General features: G+C 59.0%; 19 protein-coding genes and 2 tRNA genes. 6 read left to right on the forward strand and 15 right to left on the reverse strand.

Features of this window, described 5'->3' with window-relative positions:
• Positions 1-111: 111 nt before the first annotated feature.
• On the forward strand, positions 112-2,163 hold the full coding sequence (locus tag H3Z84_RS03095) for a BCCT family transporter (RefSeq protein ID WP_199456220.1): 2,052 nt from the start codon (positions 112-114) through the stop codon (positions 2,161-2,163).
• Positions 2,164-2,214: 51 nt separating this feature from the next.
• On the opposite strand, the gene H3Z84_RS03100 is transcribed toward H3Z84_RS03095, so the two are convergent.
• The 14 genes from H3Z84_RS03100 to H3Z84_RS03165 all read right to left on the reverse strand — a co-directional run bounded on the left by H3Z84_RS03100 (position 2,215) and on the right by H3Z84_RS03165 (position 16,229).
• Entirely contained in the window at positions 2,215-4,692 is a 2,478-nt protein-coding gene (locus tag H3Z84_RS03100; RefSeq protein WP_199456222.1) for an efflux RND transporter permease subunit, read from the reverse strand.
• 88 nt (positions 4,693-4,780) lie between these two features.
• The gene (gene lipA, locus H3Z84_RS03105; protein ID WP_199456223.1) at positions 4,781-5,824 is read right to left on the reverse strand and encodes a lipoyl synthase; all 1,044 of its coding nucleotides are present in this window, start codon (positions 5,822-5,824) and stop codon (positions 4,781-4,783) included.
• Between the two features lie 131 nt (positions 5,825-5,955).
• A complete protein-coding gene (locus tag H3Z84_RS03110) occupies positions 5,956-7,233 on the reverse strand; it encodes an O-acetylhomoserine aminocarboxypropyltransferase/cysteine synthase family protein (protein WP_199456226.1) in 1,278 nt (425 codons plus the stop codon).
• A gap of 114 nt (positions 7,234-7,347) precedes the next feature.
• Positions 7,348-8,559: a serine hydrolase domain-containing protein gene (locus H3Z84_RS03115; protein ID WP_199456227.1), complete on the reverse strand. Its 1,212-nt coding sequence runs from the start codon at positions 8,557-8,559 to the stop codon at positions 7,348-7,350.
• Between the two features lie 25 nt (positions 8,560-8,584).
• Complete coding sequence (locus tag H3Z84_RS03120; RefSeq protein ID WP_199456229.1) at positions 8,585-9,028, reverse strand: PACE efflux transporter; 444 nt, start codon at positions 9,026-9,028, stop codon at positions 8,585-8,587.
• A 110-nt stretch (positions 9,029-9,138) separates the two neighbouring features.
• Positions 9,139-9,215: transfer RNA gene (locus H3Z84_RS03125), tRNA-Met, on the reverse strand.
• Positions 9,216-9,306: 91 nt separating this feature from the next.
• Positions 9,307-10,398, reverse strand: a complete 1,092-nt coding sequence (ychF, locus tag H3Z84_RS03130; RefSeq protein ID WP_022987812.1) for a redox-regulated ATPase YchF — start codon at positions 10,396-10,398, stop codon at positions 9,307-9,309.
• 84 nt (positions 10,399-10,482) lie between these two features.
• Entirely contained in the window at positions 10,483-11,073 is a 591-nt protein-coding gene (gene pth, locus H3Z84_RS03135) for an aminoacyl-tRNA hydrolase (RefSeq protein ID WP_094624622.1), read from the reverse strand.
• A gap of 21 nt (positions 11,074-11,094) precedes the next feature.
• Positions 11,095-11,733, reverse strand: coding sequence for a 50S ribosomal protein L25/general stress protein Ctc (locus tag H3Z84_RS03140; protein ID WP_199456453.1), 639 nt, complete (start codon positions 11,731-11,733; stop codon positions 11,095-11,097).
• 162 nt (positions 11,734-11,895) lie between these two features.
• A complete protein-coding gene (locus H3Z84_RS03145; protein ID WP_058340355.1) occupies positions 11,896-12,846 on the reverse strand; it encodes a ribose-phosphate diphosphokinase in 951 nt (316 codons plus the stop codon).
• A 52-nt stretch (positions 12,847-12,898) separates the two neighbouring features.
• Positions 12,899-12,973: transfer RNA gene (locus tag H3Z84_RS03150), tRNA-Gln, on the reverse strand.
• Positions 12,974-12,995: 22 nt separating this feature from the next.
• Positions 12,996-13,856, reverse strand: a complete 861-nt coding sequence (gene ispE, locus H3Z84_RS03155; protein ID WP_199456231.1) for a 4-(cytidine 5'-diphospho)-2-C-methyl-D-erythritol kinase — start codon at positions 13,854-13,856, stop codon at positions 12,996-12,998.
• Positions 13,857-13,860: 4 nt separating this feature from the next.
• Positions 13,861-14,487, reverse strand: a complete 627-nt coding sequence (gene lolB / locus H3Z84_RS03160) for a lipoprotein insertase outer membrane protein LolB (protein WP_199456233.1) — start codon at positions 14,485-14,487, stop codon at positions 13,861-13,863.
• Positions 14,484-16,229 carry a tetratricopeptide repeat protein gene (locus tag H3Z84_RS03165; RefSeq protein ID WP_199456235.1) on the reverse strand — a complete coding sequence of 582 codons (1,746 nt, stop codon included), beginning with the start codon at positions 16,227-16,229 and terminating at the stop codon, positions 14,484-14,486. Before H3Z84_RS03165 ends, lolB begins: the two co-directional genes overlap by 4 nt.
• A 236-nt stretch (positions 16,230-16,465) precedes the next feature.
• On the opposite strand from H3Z84_RS03165, the gene hemA reads away from it, so the two are divergent.
• From hemA to H3Z84_RS03185, 4 genes are read left to right on the forward strand one after another with little or no spacing between them, the layout of a single operon-like run.
• On the forward strand, positions 16,466-17,755 hold the full coding sequence (hemA, locus tag H3Z84_RS03170) for a glutamyl-tRNA reductase (protein ID WP_199456237.1): 1,290 nt from the start codon (positions 16,466-16,468) through the stop codon (positions 17,753-17,755).
• The gene (prfA, locus tag H3Z84_RS03175; RefSeq protein WP_094624627.1) at positions 17,752-18,840 is read left to right on the forward strand and encodes a peptide chain release factor 1; all 1,089 of its coding nucleotides are present in this window, start codon (positions 17,752-17,754) and stop codon (positions 18,838-18,840) included. The genes hemA and prfA overlap by 4 nt, the downstream gene beginning before the upstream one ends.
• Positions 18,830-19,684 (forward strand): peptide chain release factor N(5)-glutamine methyltransferase, encoded by an 855-nt coding sequence (gene prmC / locus H3Z84_RS03180; RefSeq protein ID WP_199456239.1) that lies wholly within the window; start codon positions 18,830-18,832, stop codon positions 19,682-19,684. Before prfA ends, prmC begins: the two co-directional genes overlap by 11 nt.
• 11 nt (positions 19,685-19,695) lie before the next feature.
• Positions 19,696-20,439 carry a HesA/MoeB/ThiF family protein gene (locus H3Z84_RS03185; RefSeq protein ID WP_199456240.1) on the forward strand — a complete coding sequence of 248 codons (744 nt, stop codon included), beginning with the start codon at positions 19,696-19,698 and terminating at the stop codon, positions 20,437-20,439.
• A 149-nt stretch (positions 20,440-20,588) separates the two neighbouring features.
• Here H3Z84_RS03185 and phrB read toward each other — a convergent pair whose 3' ends face one another.
• Positions 20,589-21,980: a deoxyribodipyrimidine photo-lyase gene (gene phrB, locus H3Z84_RS03190; protein ID WP_199456242.1), complete on the reverse strand. Its 1,392-nt coding sequence runs from the start codon at positions 21,978-21,980 to the stop codon at positions 20,589-20,591.
• A 138-nt stretch (positions 21,981-22,118) separates the two neighbouring features.
• Here phrB and H3Z84_RS03195 point away from each other — a divergent pair, with 138 nt between their 5' ends.
• A complete protein-coding gene (locus H3Z84_RS03195) occupies positions 22,119-22,937 on the forward strand; it encodes a hypothetical protein (protein WP_199456244.1) in 819 nt (272 codons plus the stop codon).
• Positions 22,938-22,954: the final 17 nt, after the last annotated feature.

A 22,954-nucleotide genomic window follows, 5' to 3' on the forward strand; every position in this document is an offset into this window, starting at 1 on the left:
TAGAAGTATTCTGTGTAATCCAAATAATGCATTTGATCCTATACTTTTCGTAATGCTCGAAAGGGCTCGCAAGAAGCCCTGTAAAACTCACTCATAACATGGATGGACTCTATGGCTTCAGATACGAAAGCTATCCGTTCCACTATCCTCGTACCGGTCTTTATTCCGGCCGTTGTTGTTGCGCTGTTGCTGGTGATCGGAACCATCAGCAATCCCGAGCTGGCAGGGGAAGCGTTCAGCGCGACCCTGGCCTGGATTACCGATACCTTCGGCTGGTTCTACATGCTGTCGGTTGCCATCTTCCTGGTCTTTATTGTCTCTGTGGGGGCATCCAAGTGGGGCAATATCAAACTGGGGCCGGATCATGCGGAAGCCCAGTACTCCTTCCCGGAATGGTTTGCCATGCTGTTCTCGGCCGGCTACGGTATCGCGCTGCTGTTCTTTGGCGTGGCCGAGCCTGTGCTGCATTACGCCACGCCGCCTGCCGGCGCTGCTGAAACCGTCGATGCGGCCAAGCAGGCCATGCAGATTGCTTTCTTCCACTGGGGCTTTCATATCTGGGCCATCTACGGCCTGGTAGGCCTGGTGCTGGCGTACTTTGCCTTCCGCCATGGTCTGCCGCTGTCTATCCGCTCCGCGCTCTACCCGCTGATTGGCGAGAAGATCTACGGCCCCATCGGCCATGCAGTGGATGTGTTTGCCATCCTGGGCACCATGTTCGGTATTGCCACTACGCTGGGGCTGTCGGTTACCCAGATCAACGCAGGCATCAACTATCTCTGGCCGGAAGTTCCCATCAGTACCACGGTGCAGATCATCGCCATAGCTGTGATTACTGCTGCGGCCACAGTGTCTGTCGTCGCGGGCATGGACAAGGGCGTAAAACGGTTGTCCATTCTGAACATGGTGCTGGCTATTTCGTTGATGTTGTTCGTGTTTGTGGTCGGCCCGACTATCCATATTCTGGAAACTTTCCTGCAGAATACCGGCAGCTACCTGAGCGGTATTGTCGAGCGTACCTTCAACCTGCAGGCCTACACCCGCAGTGACTGGATCGGTAACTGGACGCTGTTCATCTTCGGCTGGACCATCGCCTGGGCGCCGTTCGTGGGCATGTTTATCGCCAAGATCAGCCGCGGCCGCACCATCCGCCAGTTTGTGTTCGGCGTCATGCTCGTGCCATCGGTGTTCACTTTCCTGTGGTTCTCGGTATTTGGCGACACCGCCCTGAACCTGATCATGAACGAAGGCCTGGATACGCTGATTGCTGACGTACAGGCTGACCACGCGGTTGCCCTGTTCAAGCTGTTCGACGTGCTGCCCTGGTCGTTCTTTATTTCCCTGCTGACGGTGTTGCTGATCATCACCTTCTTTGTCACCTCGTCTGACTCAGGCTCGCTGGTGATTGACTCCCTGGCTTCCGGTGGCGTGATCAATACCCCGGCATGGCAGCGGGTGTTCTGGGCCGTGCTGGAAGGTGCGGTTGCAGCGGTGCTGCTGCTGGCAGGCGGGCTGAGTGCCTTGCAGACCATGACCATTGCCAGCGCCTTGCCATTTGCCATCATCATGCTGATTGCCGCCGTTGGTATGTGGCGGGCCCTTGTGATTGAAGGGCACCGTGAAACCAGCCTGCAGGCGCACATGATGAGCAGCCGGCACATGACCGGCTCCCAATGGAAGCATCGCCTGGCGGCGATTGTGGAATTCCCGGGCCAGCACGAAGTGGAAATGTTCATCAAGAACACTGCCATGAATGCCATGCGGGAAGTGGAGCAGGAATTGAAGGCCAAGGGCTGGGATGCAACCGCCGAGTTCGATGCCGAGAATCTGCGTTCGCACCTGCAGGTGCACCGTGAGCACCATGTCGACTTCATCTACGATGTGCGGCTGACCGAGCACCCGATGCCGGGCTTTGTCTACGGCGAGCTCAAGCGTGACCCGGACGAGCCTGAAGCCTATTTTCGGGCAGAAGTCTATCTGCGCCGGGGCGGTCGTTCCTACGACGTGTTCGGCTACGATGAGCATGACATCATCAAGGACATTCTCGACCAGTTCGAGAACTACCTGCACTTCCTCAATATCTCGCCGGGCAAGCTGCCATGGGATATGAATGAGCATGATGACATGATCAACACCGACGACCCGGAGCCAGGCAAGGCCTGATCCGGTAACTGCAAAAACCCCGCCCGAGCCATGCTCCGGCGGGGTTTTTTATTATGGGGCAGGGAAAGGCTTGAGCAGGACAATCAGCCGGGGCAGCAGGGTCAGGGCGCCGAGCAGCGCCATGAACATGGCGAAGCCGGTGAACAGGCCGAAGTAGATCGTGGGAATAAAGTTCGACAGCACCAGGATCGAGAACCCTGAGATGATGGTCAGCGAGGTAAAGAACATGGCCTGGCCGATGCTGCGATGGCAGCGGTGCATGGTGGCCAGGTAGTCACCGTCTTTGGCGAACTCGGTTTTGAACCGGTGGATGTAATGAATGGTGTCATCCACGGCGATGCCAACGGTAATGGCGGCCACGGTAATGGTCATCATATCCAGCGGAATGCCGAGCCAACCCATCAGGCCCAGCACCGAGCCGGCGGCAATCAGGTTGGGTGCCATGCCGATCAGGGCCAGCTTTACCGAGCGGAACAACAGCAGGAACATGGCCAGGATGGCGCCAAACACGACACCGATGGTTTTGATCTGCGAATCGAACAGGCTTTGCAGCATGTTGTTGTACATCACCGTCATGCCTGAAAGCAGGATACGGTCTTTGTCGTAACCCAGTTCGGTGCTCAGGTGGCTGCGGATTCTGTCCAGCAGCTCCTGACGGCGCAGTTCCGGTAAGGTTTCCAGTATGCGGATGCTGAACCGGGCCTGGTCGTGCTCTTCGGAAATATAGGGGGTGAGCAGGATGTCCTGTAAGTCCTCTGGCACGGCAGCCGGTACAAACGCCAGTTGCAGGGCGTCCAGCGGTTCACCGCCGTTTACCTGTGCCAGCAGCTCCAGGGTTGTGCTGATCGACAGCACCTTGCCGGTTTCCGGCAGGCTTTGCAGGTAGTCGTGTACGGCGCCCAGGTCCCGCATTTTCTGGTAGGTGTACCAGGTGTCCCGGTATTCCTCGTCGCCGCAATCGTCCAGGAACGGATCGCAGTCGCTGGCAAAGGGATCGTCGCCCGGGTTCTCGGGTGCCGGTTCATCGGTAATCACCACATCCAGCGGGGTCGTGCCGCCCAGCCGGTCGTCGATGGTGATCATGCCCTGGTGAATCTCGGTAGAGGATTTGAAGTAATCGATAAAGCTGTTTTCCACCGTCAGCCGGTTCAGGCCGATCACACACAGCGCAGCGATGATTGCCGAGCCGACCAGGACGGTGCCGCCGAAATGTTCGGTAAAACGGGCAAAGGCGTCGGTGAAGGGCACCTTGTTTGACGTTACGCGGTTATCCAGCGGTGGTGGCAGCAGGCTAAGCAGGGCGGGGAAGACCAGGAAGGTGATCAGGAACGCCACGGTAAGGCCCAGGGTCATCATCCAGCCGAAGTCGATTACCGGGCGGATGCCGCTGAAGGTGAGTGAGCCGAAGGCTACGATGGTGGTCACCGCCATGTAAAAACAGGGTTTGACCATGGCCATGATGGTGCGGCGCAGGACATCCCGGGGCGCGGCATCCGGCTCGTCGTGCTGGAATTCCCGGTAGCGCACAATCAGGTGGATGGTGAGCGACAAGGTCATGATCAGCAGCAGCGAAATAAAGTTGGAGGAAATCACGGTGACCGGCCACTGGGCCCAACCCAGAAAACCGATCATCAGCCACACGGTATAGCCGCAGCACAACAGTGGCACCAGTACCCATCGCCACTGGCGGAAAATAATCGCGAGGGTCAGTAACAGGAAGGCCAGTACGCCCAGGCCAAAGGTGGACAGGTCGCTTTCGATAAAGCGGATCATGTCGGCGACAATCATCGGTACGCCACCCAGGTGGATGCTGGCGTGCTCCCGGTAGTTGTCCAGAATGCTGCGCACCTGCCCAATGGTGGCATCCCGCTCGGCACCCAGCTGTTCGGTGTAGTCGATGAACTGCCGGCTGACCTGTTCCAGTTGCTGCTGGTCTTCGGCACTGGCATTGCCGCTGCTGGCCTTGTCTCGCAGTTCGTTGCGGCGGTTCAGCAGCTCAAAATAGCGCTCCGGTGTCGGCAGGTTCACCTGAATGGCGGTGGTACCGGCGTCTTCGCTGAGCAGCAGGTTCGGGTACATGGGGTTGTCGAGCAGGGCCTGGCGGGCGGTTTGGGGCGCCACATCGTGGTCGTCCAGGGTTTTGATTTCACTGTCGACGGTATCGAGGGTCAGGTCCGGGCTGTGCAGCAGGGGTACGTTAAGAATGCTGTTGGTAGAGCCGACCGCCTCCAGGGCCTGGAGTTCGTCTCTCAGGGCTGCCAGCCGTTGCAGGCCGGTTTCACTGAACAGGTCTTCCCGGGGGGAATAGGTCACCACCAGGAAGTCGTCAGAGGTAGTGAATATCCGGTTTACCTGCCGGTACTCTTCCAGGGAACGGTCGTTTTCCAGGACCAGGGATTCGGCGGAGGCATCCAGCCGGAACTGATCAAAGCGCAAGGCTGCCAGGGCCAGGATGGCACCGAACAGGATCAGTACAATCCAGGGGTGGGGGAGGATAAAACGGTCGTACAGGGCGCCGAGGCGATTCATGGTTTACTGCTCTGCTGAAAAAACGAGTGCAGAGTGTGCCACAAACCCGGGCCGGCTGTGACCTCCGGCCCGGGAATCTGTGAACGGATCAGTCGACGGCTTTCACCGGGATCTGCATGGCGTTGGAGGCGGGCACTTCCGGCACGGCCAGCCCCAGGTTGTTCTTGTCGAACACCCGGTCAGCGCGATAGCTGGAGCGCACCATGGGGCCGGATGGCACTTCCATAAAGCCCTTTTCCAGGCCGATTTCACGGTAGCGGTTGAACTCTTCCGGAGTCACATAGCGTTCCACCGGCAGGTGGTTCGGGGTGGGGCGCAGGTACTGGCCGATGGTGAGGATGTCTACGCCGATGGCGCGCAGGTCATCCATGGTTTCCAGGATTTCTTCTTCAGTTTCACCCAGACCGACCATCAGGCTGGTCTTGGTGAGCACGTCTGGCCGGTGTTTCTTGGCGTGGGCCAGGACGCTCAGGGTTTTTTCGTAACCGGCGCGGGGGTCGCGCACACGGCTGGTCAGGCGTTTGACGGTTTCCACGTTCTGGGCGAATACATCCAGGCCAGAATCCACGACTTTTTCCACATCGCTCATCACCGCATCAAAATCCGGAGTCAGGGCTTCAACGGCCACTTCCGGGGTGCGCTGTTTGATGGCAGATACGCAGGCGGCGTAGTGAGCGGCGCCGCCGTCGTCCAGGTCATCCCGGTCGACCGAGGTCAGTACGATGTAACGCAGGCCCATCAGCTCGACAGACTTGGCGGTGTTCTCCGGCTCTTCCGGGTCCAGCCAGCCTTTCGGGTTGCCGGTATCCACTGCGCAGAATTTGCAGGCGCGGGTGCACACAGAACCCATCACCATGATGGTGGCAGTGCCGTTGGTCCAGCATTCACCGATGTTGGGGCAATGGGATTCCTGGCACACGGTGCTCAGGCGATGTTCCGAGACATTGCGGCGCACCGCGTCATAGCGCTCGCCACCGGGCATACGCGCCCGCAGCCATTTCGGCTTGCGCTCCAGGGGCTTGTCTTCCGTGTTTGAAGAGGAACGTTTTACGCCGTCCTTGATGGCGGAAAAGCCGTGTTCGTTACGGAATTTGGAACCACTGGTAATGCGGGACTTTGCGCTGTCGCTCATGGGGCCGGAAACTCTCGGGTCAACGTATGGAGAACCTTAAAGAGTAATCCTGCGGCAGGGCAGTTACAAGGCGGGTAGGGGGAATCACGGGGTAACCGGGCACGACATTGGTCGTACCCGGTTGATCAATGTCAGGCCTGGGATTTGTCCAGGGCCTGGGTGATGTCGGCAATGATGTCTTCAACGTCTTCAATGCCGATAGACAGGCGCACCAGGTCTTCACTGACACCCGCACTCTTGAGCTCGTCAGCGTTGAGCTGGCGGTGAGTGGTGGTAGCCGGGTGGCAAGCCAGAGACTTGGCATCGCCGATGTTCACCAGGCGCAGGATCAGGCCCAGGGCGTCGATGAATTTGGCGCCGGCTTCACGACCGCCTTTGATGCCGAAACTCAGAATGCCGGAAGCCTTGCCGCCACAGATTTTGTCGCAGGTGGCCTTGAAAGGGCTGTTGGCCAGAGTTGCATAGTTCACCCATTCAACGGCAGGGTGATCCCGCAAGAATTGCGCAACTTTTTCGGTGTTTTCGCAGTGACGTTCCATGCGCAGTGCCAGAGTTTCCAGACCCTGCATAATCAGGAACGAGTTGAATGGCGACAGGGCGGAGCCGGTGTTGCGCAGAGGCACGACACGGCAGCGGCCGATAAAGGCAGCTGCGCCCAGAGCTTCGGTGTAAACCACTCCGTGGTAGGAGGGGTCCGGCTGGTTCATCATCGGGAATTTATCGGCGTTGGCTTTCCAGTCGAACTTGCCGGAATCCACTACGATACCAGCCACCGTGGTGCCGTGACCGCCGATGTACTTGGTCAGCGAGTGAATGACGATATCTGCGCCATGCTCGAATGGACGGCACAGGAAGGGCGTGGCTACAGTGTTATCAACAATCAGCGGAATGCCGTGCCTGTGGGCGATTTCGGCCCATTTCTGAATATCCACCACGTTGCCGGCGGGGTTGCCGATGGATTCGCAGAACAGGGCGCGGGTCTGGTCATCAATGGCGTTTTCGACAGCCTCAAAATCATCGTGGCGCACCATCTTGCACTCAATGCCCTGATTGGGCAGTGAGTGGGCAAACAGGTTGTAAGTGCCGCCGTATACCTGGCTGGTGCTGACGATGTTATTGCCCACCTTGCAGATGGTCTGCAGAGCGTAGGTAATTGCGGCCATGCCGGATGCTACTGCCAGTGCGCCAACGCCACCTTCCAGCGCGGTCATGCGCTCTTCCAGTACATTGTTGGTCGGGTTCATGATGCGGGTGTAAATGTTGCCCTGAACTTTCAGATCAAACAGATCGGCACCGTGCTGGGTGTCATCAAAGGTGTAGGACGTGGTCTGGTAAATAGGAGTGGTAGCGGCCTTGGTGGTCGGGTCGCTCTTGAAGCCGGCGTGCAGCGCGAGAGTTGCTGGTTTCATCACAACATTCCTTGCGGGTGGATTGTTCATTATTGGTTTGAGGCACCGAGTATGCCACAGGCTTTGGTGCTTGGGCACAGTTCCCCCTTTGGTGCCCGTACAACAACGGCAAGGTCAGTTCAGGACACCGTATACCAGCGCCCTGAGTTCCTGGCGGATGGGGTAGGAGGAAGATGGCATCAGCTGGGTCATGAAGATCACCACCATGTCTTCCACCGGGTCCACAAAGAAGCTGGTGCTGGCCAGCCCGCCCCAGCCGAATTCGCCTTCGGAGCCGATGGTGGCAGAACTGGCAACATCGGTTTTCACCGAAAAGCCCAGCCCGAACCCGCTGCCGGCATAGGGTGTTTCGCTGAAGCCGCCAATAGAAAGCCCCGGCAGGTCCTTGCCGCCAGGCAGGTGGTTCAGGCGCATGAATTCCAGGGTTTTACGCCCGATGATGCGCTGGCCCTGATACTCGCCGCCCTGGCAGAGGGCCTGGGCGAAGCGGAAATAGTCATCAATGGTGGAGACCAGCCCACCGCCGCCGGACAGGAACTTGGGCTGCTTCAGATAACGGGAGCGCTCCGGATCGTCCTGCAGCTTCATGGTGTCGCCGGGTTGGTACAGGTAGCAGGCGGCGAAACGCTCCTGCTGGTCCGGCCGCACCTGAAAGCCGGTGTCGGTCATGCCCAGTGGCTCGAAAATGTGCTCACGGAAATACGCATCCAGTGGCTTGCCGGATAACAGCTCAACCAGGTAACCCAGTACATCGGTGGATACGGAATAGTTCCACGCGGTGCCCGGTGAGAACTCCAGTGGCAGTTCTGCAAGGCGATCCACCAGCTTGTCCAGGGTCAGGATCGAACTGCCATCCAGTTTCAGCTGGCGATAGGCGGCATCGACTTCTGTTCGCTCGGTGAAACCGTAGGTCAGCCCGGAGGTGTGAGTCATCAGGTCCCGGATGGTCATGGTGGTGGTTGCCGGTTCGGTTTCGAAATCCGGGTAGCGGCCACCCTTGTACACCTGAAGGTTTCGCCAGGAGGGAATGTACTTGTGTACCGGGTCGTTCAGCAGAAATTTGCCTTGCTCATACAGCTGCATCATGGCGATGGAGGTGATGGGCTTGGTCATGGAGTAGATGCGGAACACGGTATCCCGTTCCATGGGCAGGTTGCGTTCGACATCTCTCAGGCCCTGGGCTTCACACCAGAGAACCTTGCCATGCCGGGCCACCAGCGTGACCGCCCCCGGGATCTTGCCGGGTTGAATGTAGTTATGGTCAAAGTGGCGGGTAATACGCTTCAGGCGATCCAGGGAAACGCCGGAGGTGATTGATTCCTGCATGGCAGCGGGCAGCCTTTTGTTCGGTTTAACGGATCTGGTTGGCAGATGCCGGGCCGGCATCGTTATCGGGAAACACGGTATCGTAGCACCAGGTAAACACAAATGCGTAAACCAGGTAAAACACCACAAAGGCGATATCTACGATCAGCGCCTCCAGCAGGCCGATATCGAGCCACCAGGCGATCACTGGCAGGAATGCCAGCATCAGCCCGAACTCGAAACTGATGGCATGCAGGAATCGCAGCTTGAGGGTTTTCCGGGTAGTGCCGGTGAACCGCTTCAGGCCGTGATCAAACATCAGGTTGAAGATATAGTTCCACAGGGTGGCCATGGTGGCGCCGATGGCGGCGAGTACACCGGTTTCCCCAAGATCCAGGCCAAAGACAAAGGCGGCCAGGGGAATTGATATGAGCAGGCCGATCACTTCAAAGGAAATGGCCTGGCGGATTCGGTCTTTTGTGGTTCGCATGGTGTTGGGAGTAGCGTAGGCGGGTCGTCCCGCGTTCTGTTCCCGGGAAGGGTGGGGTCGTCCCCAGAACTGAAAAAGCCCGGTTCTTTCGAACCGGGCTTTCAGAATACTGGTAGCAAGGGGCGGAGTCGAACCGCCGACCCCAGCATTATGAGTGCTGTGCTCTAACCAACTGAGCTACCTTGCCATTTCGCTTCAGGGCATGCCCCAAACGAGGCGCGTATTTTCGGTATTTGAGCTCGGGGTGTCAAGGCCTTGAGCCCAAAATTCCGGAAAAATTACACGTTAAAGCGGAAGTGGATAACGTCGCCGTCTTTGACGATGTATTCCTTGCCTTCCAGGCGCCACTTGCCGGCATCCTTGGCGCCGGCTTCGCCGTTGTACTGTACGAAATCGTCATAGCCGATAACTTCGGCGCGGATGAAGCCCCGCTCGAAATCGGTGTGGATAACTGCGGCGGCCTGGGGAGCGGTGGCGCCGATTTTTACGGTCCAGGCGCGGACTTCCTTAACCCCGGCGGTGAAGTAGGTCTGCAGGCCCAGCAAGCCGTAGCCGGCGCGGATGACGCGATCCAGACCCGGCTCTTCCATGCCCATTTCATCCAGGAACATGGATTTCTCTTCGTCTTCCAGTTCCGAGATTTCTGCTTCGAGCTTGTTACAGATAGGCACGACTACGGCATTTTCGGACTCGGCGATTTTGCGCACAGTGTCCAGGTGCGGGTTGTTCTCGAAGCCGTCTTCGTTCACGTTGGCGATGTACATGGTGGGCTTGACGGTAAGCAGGCACAGTTCACGGATCAGTGCCATCTGGTCTTTGTCCAGGCCCATGCCGCGAACGGGTTTGCCTTCGTTCAGCACCGGCAACAGCTTTTCAAACATCTCCAGCTGGGCCTTGGCTTCCTTGTCGCCGCTCTTGGCGACGCGCTGTACTCGCTTGATCGCTTTCTCGACGGTGTCCAGGTCAGCCAGTGCCAGTTCGGTGTTGATCACTTCGATGTCCGAGGCCGGGTCTACCTTGTTGGCTACGTGAATCACGTTGCCGTCTTCAAAGCAGCGCACCACGTGGGCGATGGCGTCGGTCTGGCGGATGTTGGCCAGGAACTGGTTACCCAGGCCTTCACCCTTGGATGCACCGGCAACCAGGCCGGCGATGTCAACGAATTCCATGGTGGTGGGCACCACCCGCTCCGGCTTGACGATCTCCGCCAGTTTGGTGAGGCGAGGGTCGGGCATGGCCACTACGCCAGCGTTCGGCTCAATGGTGCAGAACGGGAAGTTTTCCGCGCCGATGCCGGCTTTGGTCAGTGCGTTAAACAGGGTGGATTTGCCGACGTTGGGAAGGCCGACGATGCCGCAGTTAAATCCCATGGAATGCCTCTGCTGGAACTGAAAAATTTGGGCGGATTATACCGGTGTATCGGTAAGGGTGCGAGTAAGGGGTTGTGCCCCTGCTCAGGGAGTCGGTTTGAAGCTGTGCAGGCGGTTCATGGCCGCGGCCAGTTTTCCGCTGGCAGCATCGGGCAGTACCCGCATCACTTCGTCGAAGACGGCATGGAGCTGCTCGGTTTCTTGCTTGCCCAGGCGGCCCAGTACGTAACCGGTTACCTTGCGGCTGTCGCCGGGGTGGCCGATGCCAAGGCGTAAACGCTGGAAGTCGTTGGTGCTCAGGTGGGCAATGGTGTCCCGAAGACCGTTGTGGCCGCCGTGACCGCCGCCTTTCTTGAGCTTGGCCGTGCCGGGAGGCAGGTCGAGTTCATCGTGGGCGACAAGAATCTGTTCGGGGGGAATCTTGAAAAAGTCCGCCAGGGCTTTGATTGCGGTGCCGCTGCGGTTCATAAAGGTGCTGGGGTTCAGCAAGTGCAGGTCGAGGCCCTGCCACTGAATGCGGGCATACAGCCCGTGGTACTTCTTTTCGGGGCGCAGCGTCTGGCCCGCATCGCGGGCCAGCGCTTCGACGAACAGGGCGCCGGCGTTGTGGCGGGTATTCTCGTAGTCGGCACCGGGGTTCCCCAGTCCAACCACCATGACAATATCCTGTGCCATTCGCCTTTGCCCCCGGAGTGATTACTCCTCGCCGCCTTCCTCGCCTTCGGCTTCCTCGGCGTCGTCCGCCTTGGCACCCTTCGGCTTGTGGATAGAGGCAACCGGCTGGTCGTGGTCTTCGCCCTGCAGCAGGGCAGCAACCTGAACGCCCTTCGGCAGTTTCAGATCGCTCAGGTGAACAACCTGGTCCATCTCTACTTCGTTCAGGTCTACTTCGATGAACTCGGGCAGGTTCTGCGGCAGACAGATAACTTCAACTTCAGTCATGGTGTGGGAAACAACACCACCCTGCAGTTTCACGGCCGGAGCAACATCTTCGTTGATGAAGTGCAGCGGTACGTTAACGTGGATCTCGTGATCCTTGTCAACGCGCAGGAAGTCGGCGTGGGTCAGCAGCAGCTTGTACGGGTGACGCTGCAGATCCTTCAGGATCACGCTTTCTTTCTTGCCCTGAATGTCGATAGTCAGGATGTGAGAGAAGAAGGCTTCGTTTTCGAGGGCCTTTTTCAGCTCGTTGTGCCAGATGGATACCGGAGTTGCGTCTTTGCCGCCACCGTAGATGATGGCCGGGATTTTACGCTCTTCGCGACGCAGGCGGCGGCTCGCACCTCTCCCCTGATCGTCACGAGGAAATGCTTCAATTACGAATTCCTGGGACATGGTATGTACCTCGTTATTCATCTGAACGGCCCGCGACCAGGCTTGGAACAGATGAGTTCTCTGAAAGGCCAGTTATCTGGCCTACTAAAAGAGTCGGGAGCCCAGCTGGACTCCCGACCCGAAAACTGCCTTTAAGTCTGAGTGTTACGGAGCTTTGCCGGCTCAGACGTTCTCAAACATGGCACTGATGGACTCTTCGTTGCTCACACGACGAATGGATTCGGCGAGCAGCCCAGCCATGCTGAGGGGGCGGATTCTATCACAATTTTTTGCTTTGTCACCCAGCGGGATGGTGTCACATACCACCAGTTCGTCCAGCTCCGAGTTGCTGATGTTCTCGATAGCCGGGCCGGAAAGTACCGGGTGGGTAATGTAGGCAACCACGCGGGAAGCGCCGTGCTCTTTCAGGGCATTGGCGGCTTTGCACAGGGTGCCGGCAGTATCGACAATGTCGTCTACCAGGATGCAGGTCTTGTCTCGTACATCACCGATGATGTGCATCACCTGGGACACGTTGGCCTTGGGGCGACGCTTGTCGATGATGGCCAGGTCGGCATCATCCAGACGCTTGGCTACGGCGCGGGCGCGGACAACGCCGCCGACGTCCGGAGAGACAACCACAAAGTTTTCGAAACGCTGCTTCTCGATGTCTTCGAGCAGAACCGGCGTGGCATAGATGTTGTCTACCGGGATGTCGAAGAAGCCCTGAATCTGGTCTGCGTGCAGGTCTACAGTCAGTACACGATCCACGCCGATGCTGGAGATCATGTCGGCTACTACCTTGGCGCTGATGGCAACCCGGGTAGAGCGAACGCGACGGTCCTGACGGGCGTATCCGTAATAGGGGATAACGGCGGTGATCCGTGTGGCAGAAGCGCGGCGCAGGGCGTCGGCCATCACGATCAGTTCCATCAGGTTGTCGTTGGTCGGGTAGCAGGTGGGCTGGATGATAAAGACATCGTGGCCGCGCACATTTTCGTTGATCTCAACGGTGGTTTCACCATCGCTGAAACGACCAACAGTGGCCTGACCCATGGGAATATGAAGTTTCTTGGCAATATCCTGAGCGAGTTCAGGATTGGCGTTGCCGGCGAAGATCATCAATTTGGACACGACAGTATCCTTCTCAGTATCGGCGTTTGATTCAGAAGAAGCGGGAGAAAGGTGGCTGGGGTGGCAGGATTCGAACCTGCGCATGACGGGATCAAAACCCGTTGCCTTACCACTTGGCGACACCCCAATATCATCGTGCTTTCTTGGCATCATTTCAGCTCTGTTAGCTTTTGGTGTAGAGGCGAAATGTTCACCCCTTTAGCTACGAACCCCGTGATGCCGGAGGGTTTGCTTTCCCAGATAATCCGGGCTGCGGATTCTGTAGGGAAACGTCCAAAAATGCAAGCCCCGGTTCCGGTTAATCTTGCAGGTCCGAATTGTGAAAGCCATTCCAGGCTCTGGTTAACCTCCGGATACAGTTTGCGAACTACATCCTCACAGTCGTTTCGGTACCTCGAGGCGTCTCCCTCAAAAGCGGGGCGTATTTTGATTTTTGGTGTGCCCCTTGTCAACCCTTGTTCTGAAAAAATCTTTCCGGTGTTTATTTCGCACTCAGGTTTCAGGACAACAAACCAGTCTTCCGGCGGGTTTACGGGGGTCAGTTTTTCGCCGACACCCTCGCCAAAGGCGGCGTGGCCGCGCACAAATACCGGTACGTCGGCGCCCAGGCCAAGGCCGATTTCTGCCAGCTGGTCTTCATTCAGGTGCAGCTGCCACAGATGGTTCATGGCCAGCAGGGTGGTTGCGGCATTGGAGCTGCCGCCACCCAGGCCGCCGCCCATGGGCAGGCGTTTGTGCAGGTGAATGGTTACGCCGGGCAGGGGGGCTTTGCTGAGTTCTGCCAGTGCCAGAGCGGCCCGCACCACCAGGTTGTCGCTGTCGGGCACGCCGGGAATCGGGTCAGCCAGGCGTACACCGGGTTCATCCGGGGTCAGGGTAAAGCTGAGCTCGTCCCCGTAGTCGAGAAACTGGAACAGGGTCTGCAGCTCGTGATAGCCGTCAGGCCGGCGGCCGACAATGTGCAGGAACAGGTTGAGCTTGGCGGGCGAGGGCAGGGTCAGATCGGCCACAGGTTTAGTCCTCCCGGCGCCAGTCGGCAATCACCACACGAACCCGCTTGTCTTCTTTCAGGGCGGTGATACGGGCCGGCAGCGAAGGCAGGTCTTCGATAAAGCCGTGCCAGCGGTCGTAGCGTATTTCCCAGCCGTCCTGCCTGATGATGGCCAGCTGGCTGTGTTCGTCGAACAGCAGGCGGAAGTCGCCATCCGGTGACGGCAGCCCGCGAATCCACCAGCTCAGGCTGTCGATGGGCAGCTGCCAGCCGGTCGCGGCATTCACCAGGGTTTCCGGGTCGGAAGACTGGTAAACGTCGCCGTTGGCCAGGGTGAGCTCGATAAAGCCCGGAACGCCTTGGAGCCGGGTCGTGCCCATGCCCAGAAATGATGACGACAGGGACAGATCGTATTGCTCGCCATTCTGGAGCCAGCGATTGATCACGGCGGTGCCGCTGTCGGAGGGCTGCTTGACGGCAAGCTTGCCGGACAGGTGCCAGTGGTCAAAGCGGCCCAGGTTCCGGCTGCGTTCTGTCCAGTCTGCCGGTGGCTGGTCTGTCATGCCTTCTGGCAGCGGCTCCAGCGCAATGGTGGTACAGCCGCTGAAGGCCAGTGCGGCAAGCAGTATCAGGGGTAGCCTGGCCGTCATTGGTTGCCCCCGTTCCGGGTCAGGCGCTCAATGGTTTCGTTCAGGATGTCATGGTTCGGGTCTTCGTCCAGGGCTTCGTCCCAAACCACGCGGGCCTGCTCTTCGTTACCGGTTACCCAAAGCACTTCGCCATAGTGAGCGGCTACTTCAGGGTCCGGGTAGGTGGCCCAGGCCCGGGACAGGTATTCCAGTGCGCCTTGGTTGTCTCCCTGGCGGAACAGGATCCAGCCCATGCTGTCGAGAATGGCCGGGTTTTCAGGGTCCAGGCTCAGGGCTTTCTCGATGTGCGCGCGCGCTTCGTCCAGCTGATCGGTACGCACGGTCAGGATATAGCCCAGGGCATTCAGGGCGACGGCGTTCTCCGGCTGGGCTTCAATGATGGCGCGCAGGTCTGTGATGGCCGGGTCTGTATTGCCCATGGCGTCCTGCAGCATGGCGCGGGCATAGCGGATTTCGATGTTTTCCGGATAGCTCTCCAGCGCCAGGTTGGCGGCCTCCAGGGCCTGCTGTTCCCGTTCCTGGTCCAGCAGGAGATTGACTTCCAGCAACCAGAAGCGCTCGGCCTGGTCCGGGTTGGTGTCCCGGAGTTGCCGGATGTTCGCCAGGGCGTTGTCCAGCTCGCCCAGTTCGGCCTGCAACTGGCTGGCGCGGGCCAGGGCCGGGAAGAAATAATTGCCCTGCTCCACGCTCTGGTAATAGCCGATGGCCTGAATGGTGTTTTCGGCCTGCTCTTCTAGCTGGCCCAGGTAGTAATTGGCTTCGTCAGTGTGGTGGCCTTGTTCGGTCAGGCGGGTGAGCTCCTCCCTGGCCAGGTCCGGTTGCTGGTTTTCAAGGGCTACCAGGGCGTGGGACAGACGCAGCCCCGGGGTGTCCGGATAGCGTTTTACCAGGCGGGCGAATTCGTCCTGGGCGGCCTGCAGCTCGCCTTCGTTGATCAGCATGCGGCCGTACAGGGTGCCCATCTGCCTGTTGGCAGGGAAGCGCCGGGTGGCGGCGGTCATGTGATTCAGGGCGTCGCGGTTCTGCCCGGTCTGATACAGCAAGTCACCTTTCAAAATGATGGCCGGCTGGAACTCCGGTTCTCGATTGAGCAGGGTGTTCAACTGTTCCAGTGCGGTCTCCGGCTCGCCGGTGATTTTCTGGAGCAGGGCAATACTGTATTCCAGTTCGGGGGTTTCCGGGTGCCGTTCGGCCAGGTTCTGGTACAGCTCCAGCAGTTCCTGTTGCTGGGCCGGTGGCAGTCGGGCGGCCATGGCGGCCAGGCTGTCGAAGTCGGCATCTTCACCCTGATCCATAATCTGCTCCATATGGAACAGGGCGGTTTCCAGGTTCTGGCGCTTTACTGCCTGAATGGCCGCTACCCGGTGTGCCTGCAGGTTGTCCGGATCAATATCCAGCCAGAGCGTGGCCAGCTGCTGCTGGGCGTTGTCGGCGTTGAGGGTCTGGGCAATCCGCATGGCCCGGTCGATCACTCCGGGGTCTTCCGAGGTCTTGGCCGCTTGCAGGTAATTCACCAGGGTTACGTCATAGCGGCCACGCTGTGCGGCTATTTCTGCGGTAAGCAGCTGGTACAGCACTTCCGGTTCAAAGTCGGCGTACCGGATTTCTTCCGTTTCAGCCTGCTCGGCCTGAACCGGAGGTGCCGGTTCTTCGGCGGTTCCGGAAAAACTGGCGCAGCCCGGCAGGACAGCTACGGTAAAACCCAGCAGGCAGGTAACCAGGTACGGTGCGGATTTGTGCATGCAATTTCCTGTGTGTTTCAGGCGATTTTTCAGGAAAGACCATCTTTTCGCCCCGTTAATTGAGGCAAATCGGATTGCGGTCGTGGCCGAAACCCTATAATGGCATAAGCGTCTTATCTTGCCCAACCTGTCCGCAGTTCCCGAAGCACCGGTGTTTTCGGGTGGCAGGCGGGGCCTTGCGCCGGTAGAATGCTGTTTGAATATCCACGACTGGAACAGGGTTATCTGACCATAAAATGGCGTTGCTGACACTGGGAATCAATCACCGAACCGCACCCGTAGAAATTCGCGAGCGTGTAGCGTTCACTCCGGAGCGGATGGCGGAAGCCTTTTCCGAACTGCGTGCTGCCTCCGGTGCCGGTGAGGCTGCCATTCTGTCTACCTGTAACCGTACCGAGCTGTACCTGGCCGGTGACGACGACTGCGCGCCTACCGTGCTGCGCTGGCTGGCGGGCTTCCACGACCTGGACGTAGCAGACCTGGAGAACGTGCTATACCTGCACCGGGATTCCGATGCCGTTCGCCACATGATGCGCGTTGCCTCCGGCCTGGACTCCATGGTGCTGGGCGAGCCGCAGATATTCGGCCAGCTGAAAGATGCCTATTCCCTGGCCCGGGAACACGGTGCCACCGGTTCCTTCCTGACCCGGTTGTTCGAACACACTTTCTCGGTTGCCAAGCGGGTGCGAACCCAGACTGCTATCGGCGAAAACCCGGTATCTGTGGCCTATGCTTCGGTCAGCATGGCGCACCATATCTTTGCGGATATGTCCCGCAACAAGGCCTTGCTGATTGGTGCCGGTAAAACCATCGAGCTGGTTGCGCAACACCTTGCAGAAGCCGGTGTGCGCCAGTTCCTGATTGCCAACCGTACCCTCGAGCGGGCCCAGTCCCTGGCCGAGGCCCACGGCGGAAAGGGCATTCTGCTGTCCGAGATTCCGGACCACCTGGCGGATGTCGACATTGTCATTTCCTCCACCGCCAGCCCGCTGCCCATTCTGGGCAAGGGTGCCGTTGAGCGGGCCCTGAAAAAGCGCAAACACCGCCCGTATTTCATGGTGGATATCGCTGTACCGAGGGATATCGAACCGGAAGTTGCCTCGCTGGCAGACGTTTACCTGTATACCGTTGATGACCTAAAGCAGGTAATCGAAGAAAACATCCGCTCCCGGGAAGGCGCAGCCCGTGAGGCCGAAAACCTGATCAGCAGTGGCGTCCAGGATTTCCTGGAGCAGCTGCGGGCCCTGGATGCGGTTTCTACCCTGAAAGTCTTCCGTCAGCGGGCAGAAGTGATGCGCGATGCGGAAACCGAGAAAGCCCTGCGCGCCCTGCGCAATGGCGCAGACCCCGAGACAGTGCTGCGAAGCATGGCCCGGGGCCTGACCAACAAACTGCTGCACCAACCTTCCATCCAGGTTCGCAAGGCCATGGCCGAGGGCCGGACGGAAGTCACGGAATGTCTGAGGGAGCTCTACCAGCTGGATACGCTGGATGCGGACGAGCCCATCACCACGGAAAAACTATGAAGCCATCCATCCAGTCCCGCCTCGAACGGTTGGTAGAGCGGTTCGAGGAGGTGAGCGCACTGCTGAGCGATGCCTCCGTTATCTCCAACCAGGACAAGTTCCGTGAGTTATCCCGGGAGTTTGCCGAAATCGAGCCGGTGGTAAAGTGCTTCCAGTCCTGGCAGCAGTCGCTCGACGACATCAGTGAAGCGAAAGAACTGCTGAAAGACGGCGATGCCGACATGCGCGCCATGGCTGAAGAAGAGCTGGACGGCGCCGAAGCCCGCAGTGAAGAGCTGGATGAAGAACTGCAGCGCCTGATGCTGCCGAAAGACCCCAACGACACCAAGAACGTGTTCCTGGAAGTGCGGGCCGGTACCGGTGGTGATGAAGCCGCCATCTTTGCTGGCGACCTGTTCCGCATGTATTCCCGCTACGCCGAGAAACGCCGCTGGCAGGTAGAAGTGCTGAGCGAAAACGAAGGCGAACACGGCGGCTATAAAGAAGTGATTGCCCGGTTGTCCGGCGACGGCGTATACGGTGCCCTGAAATTCGAGTCTGGCGCGCACCGGGTACAGCGGGTACCGGAAACCGAATCCCAGGGCCGTATTCACACCTCCGCCTGCACCGTGGCGGTGATCCCCGAGGCGGATGAAGCCGAAGCCATCGAAATCAACAAGGCCGACCTGCGTGTGGACACCTTCCGTTCCTCCGGCGCCGGTGGCCAGCACGTTAACAAGACCGACTCCGCCATTCGCATTACCCACCTGCCGACCGGCATCGTGGTGGAATGCCAGGAAGAGCGCTCCCAGCACAAGAACCGGGCCAAGGCCCTGAGCCTGCTGGCGTCACGCCTGCAGAATGCCGAGCTGGAAAAACAGCAGAAAAGCATGGCGGAAACCCGTAAAAGCCTGGTGGGCAGCGGCGACCGCTCCGAGCGCATCCGCACCTACAACTTCCCCCAGGGCCGGGTAACCGACCATCGCATCAACCTGACGCTGTACAAGCTCGACGAAGTGATTGCCGGCGACCTGGATGCGGTGGTGCTGCCGCTGCAGCAGGAACACCAGGCCGAACTGCTGGCTGAACTGGCCAATGAGCAGTGAGCCCCCGCTGACCTGCGAAGCCCTCCTGAAGAGCGCCGCCGACCAGATTGGCGGCGACTCGCCCCGGCTGGATGCCGAACTACTGCTGAGTTACGTGACCGGCCTGGGCCGAACCAGCTTCCGGGCCTGGCCCGAACGGGAAGTGCCGGCGGAACAGGCTGAGCCGTTTATGAACCTGGTGGCACAGCGCGCCAGCGGCCAACCGATTGCCTACCTGCTGGGCGAGCAGGAATTCTGGTCCTTACCCCTGAAAGTCAGTTCCTCAACACTGATTCCCCGGCCCGATACCGAGTGTGTGGTAGAGGCCGCGTTATCACTGGAACTACCCGCTAACGCCCGGGTACTCGACCTTGGCACCGGCACCGGTGCCATAGCCCTGGCCCTGGCCAGCGAACAGCCAGGCTGGCAAATCCTGGCCAGCGACCGGGTTGAAGAGGCGGTAGCCCTGGCCCGGGACAACAGCCAGCAACTGGGCTTGCCCATCACCGTGGTACAGAGCCACTGGTTCGACCAGATACCGGCTGGAACCTTCGACCTTCTTATCTCCAACCCGCCCTACATCCCGGCCAGCGACCGCCATCTAAAGGAAGGCGATGTGCGCTTCGAACCCGAGTCTGCCCTGGTGGCCGGAGAAGATGGCCTGGACGACATCCGCCTGCTGGTCACCGAAGGCCTGGACTGGCTCAACCTGAATGGCTGGATGCTGCTGGAACACGGCTACGACCAGGGCGAAGCCGTGCGGGATTTGTTTGCCAAAGCCGGATGGCGCAACATAGAAACCCGTAAAGACTACGGCGGCAACGATCGCATGACCCTGGCCCGCAAGCCCGCCCGCGACCAATAGCGAGAACAACCATGCTTAGCGACGAAGAACTGCTCCGCTACAGCCGACAAATCCTGATGCCCCGGTTCGACATCGCCGGCCAGGAAAAACTCAAAGCCGCCCATGTACTGGTCATCGGCGCCGGCGGCCTGGGTTGCCCCGTGGCACTGTATCTGGGCGCGGCAGGCGTCGGTCACCTGACCCTGGTAGACGATGACCAGATCGAACTGGCCAACCTGCAGCGGCAAATTGCGTTTCAACAAAGCTGGCTAGGTGACTCCAAGGCCGAGCGGTTGGCAGAGCGGGTAAGGGCGATCAACCCGGAGATTACCGTTAATGCGGTGAATCGCCGGGTGGATAGTGATGACCTCAAACAACTGGTTGGCGAATCCACCCTGGTGCTTGACTGCACCGACAACTTCAACACCCGCTTTGCCCTGAACCGGGCCTCTGTTTTATCCAAGGTTCCGTTGGTTTCCGGTGCTGCCATTCGTGGCGAAGGCCAACTCTCCGTTTACGATCCCCGCCAGCTTGAGAGCCCCTGTTATCACTGTTTGTATCCCGAACAAGGCAATGAAGATCTGACTTGCTCGGAAGCGGGTGTTATAGCGCCACTGGTAGGCATGATCGGCTCAGCCCAGGCCATGGAAGCCATAAAGGTTATCTCAGAAGTGGGTAACCCACTGGTTGGCCGCCTGTTGATCCTCGATGCCTGGCAAATGGAATGGCGAGAAATGAAACTCGCAAAAGACCCCGACTGCCCGGTGTGCCGCTGACTTGGGCTGACTCCGGAGTGGGGCAGGGTTGGGTTCGCCTTTCCAAAAACCGCTCCTTACGGCACATCCCTGTGGCGCTTCTGCTCCGCCATCCATGGCTCCGCAAATTTTTGGAAAGGCGAACCCAACCCCGCCCACAAGCTTCTGAGTTAGTCCTTTAGCGCCTGAAACCTTGCTATGGCTTCCTTTCGGGATTCTTTCAGGTCCACTATGGGACGGGGGTAGCCTTTCGGAATGACGCCGCCCTTGGATGGATCATGAATCCGCTTGTTATCCAGTTTGGCCAACTCCGGCACCCACTGCCGGATAAATTCCCCTTTCGGGTCAAACCGCTCACTCTGGGTGACCGGATTGAACACGCGAAAATAAGGCGCTGCATCGGTACCGGTTGAGGCGCTCCACTGCCAGCCGCCATTGTTGGATGCCAGAAAACCATCCACCAGATTCTGCATGAACCAGGCCTCACCCAACCGCCAGTCGATAAACAGGTTCTTGGTCAGGAACATGGCGGTGATCATCCGTAAACGGTTATGCATCCAGCCGGTGGCTTTTAGCTGGCGCATAGCGGCATCCACAATCGGGATGCCCGTCCGGCCTTCTTTCCAGGCTTCAAAATTCTCACCGGGTTTATTCCACACCAGAGCCTCGGTTTCCTCTTTGAACGCCCGCCCCATGCTCACTCTCGGGTAGTGGTAAAGGATATTGATGTAAAAATCCCGCCAGGCGATTTCGTTTATCCAGGTTTCGATGCCATCACCAGAAACACCGGCCTGCCGGGCGGCAATCAGGCATTGGCGGCCGGAAAGCACGCAGTTGGCCAGGTATGGCGATAGCTGGCTGGTGCCGTCCAGGGCCGGGAAGTCGCGGTTGTCTTTGTAGTCTTTTGCTCGCTCGGCCAGGAATTCTTCCAGCTGGTCGTGGGCGGCGCCTTCTCCGGTGGGAACCAGGGGTTCCGGTGCATCGCTGAACGGTGCGGGTAGGGTGTCGGTCTGCTCAGGATGTACTTCAGGGCCCTGGGCTGAGGGCGCCGGGTACAGCGTGGGCTGGGTTTCTTCTATCCAGGTGCGCCAGCGCCGTGAAAACGGGGTAAACACCGAATAGGGTTCGTTCTGCTGGGTAAGGATCTGGCCCACCGGTGCCACGGTCTGGTCACGGTATTTGTTTACCTTTATAGACAGTTCGTCCAGGCGGTCGTGGACCTGCTTGTCGCGGCGGCGTTCGTTGATGCCGTATTCTTCGTTGAAGTGCAGGGCGGTAATGCCATGCTCTTTGCAGAAAGATTCAAGCGTGCCGAGGCTGTCGGCAAAGGTGTCGGCGTTCAGGAATGACAAGCCTATGCCCAGCCTGGCGAGCTGCCGGGCCAGGCTGTTGGCGTGTTCCAGCACAAACTGTACCCGGGCCGCAGACCAGTCGTGTTCCTGCCACTGTGTCGGGGTAACAATAAAGCAGGCCCGAACGGGGTTGCCGCTGCGGCAGGCCGCGGTCAGGGCGGGGTTGTCGGCAAGGCGCAGATCGTTGCGGAACCAGACCAGCTGTGTCATTGGAACATCCATTTTGGCCAGAGGGTGAATAAGGGTAATTACACTCTTAAATCATTGGCTTGTATATTCGCTGCCGGGGCGATACTGGATTATAGTTAAACATCACGGCCTGCAATGAAAAGGAGCATTTTCCGCAGCATGACTGTTTACCCCGAAGGCCAGCGCGATGGTGTCTGGGCACACCCGTATCAACTGGCTTCCGGCCAGACCCAGCAACACCGGTTGGGGCATACGCATTTGTGGGTCACCCTGCTGGACCAGGAGTGGCAGGTGCGTTTTGTGGTGCAGCAGCCGGAAGATTCGGCAGACCCGCTTACCTGGTTCGAGACCATCGGCCACAGCCTGCCGTCGTCGGAAATCCCTGTTCAGCGCTTCGTGCGTTCCGGTGATAACGGCGAGGTGTGTTTTATTCCGGCAATGGCCAGCTTGCCCACAGTCATCCGCCCGTCCCAGCCTTTAACGGTGCCGGCCGGTGGCCGCTGCGTGCTCTATGTGGGGACCAATCTCTGGATGAAGGTATGCGTGGGCGAAGGCCGTAGTGAGCTCACAGAAGTGCCGCTGGCGGTGCCTTCACGTACCTGGCTTGGCCGGAACTCGATGGAAGGGGAAATCTGTTACGCATCTTCCACCTATGGCCGGCTGGCCCTGGAGGCAGTACCCAAGCGGCCGTGGCGGGCGGTTACGCCAGTTACTATCATCAACCGCCGGGAAAGGCCTTTGTTGCTTGAGCGGTTCAGCCTGCCCACACCGCTGCTGTCGGTGTACCGTAACGGCCAGGGACTGCTCTGGACGCCGGGGATAACCGTCGAATGCGAAACGGATATGAACTCCGCCAGCCTGCGAATTGATCAATCGGCACCGCAGGCTGCCGGTGAATGCGAGTTGCTGGCACAGGCCAGGGAAAAACTCGCCAAGGGCCGGAGACTGGTGCGTGCGTTTGATCATATATTCGGTTAATCACGGCACAGGGAGCC

Source organism: Marinobacter sp. bablab_jr003 (genome assembly GCF_016464245.1).
Taxonomy (GTDB): Bacteria; Pseudomonadota; Gammaproteobacteria; order Pseudomonadales; family Oleiphilaceae; genus Marinobacter; species Marinobacter vinifirmus.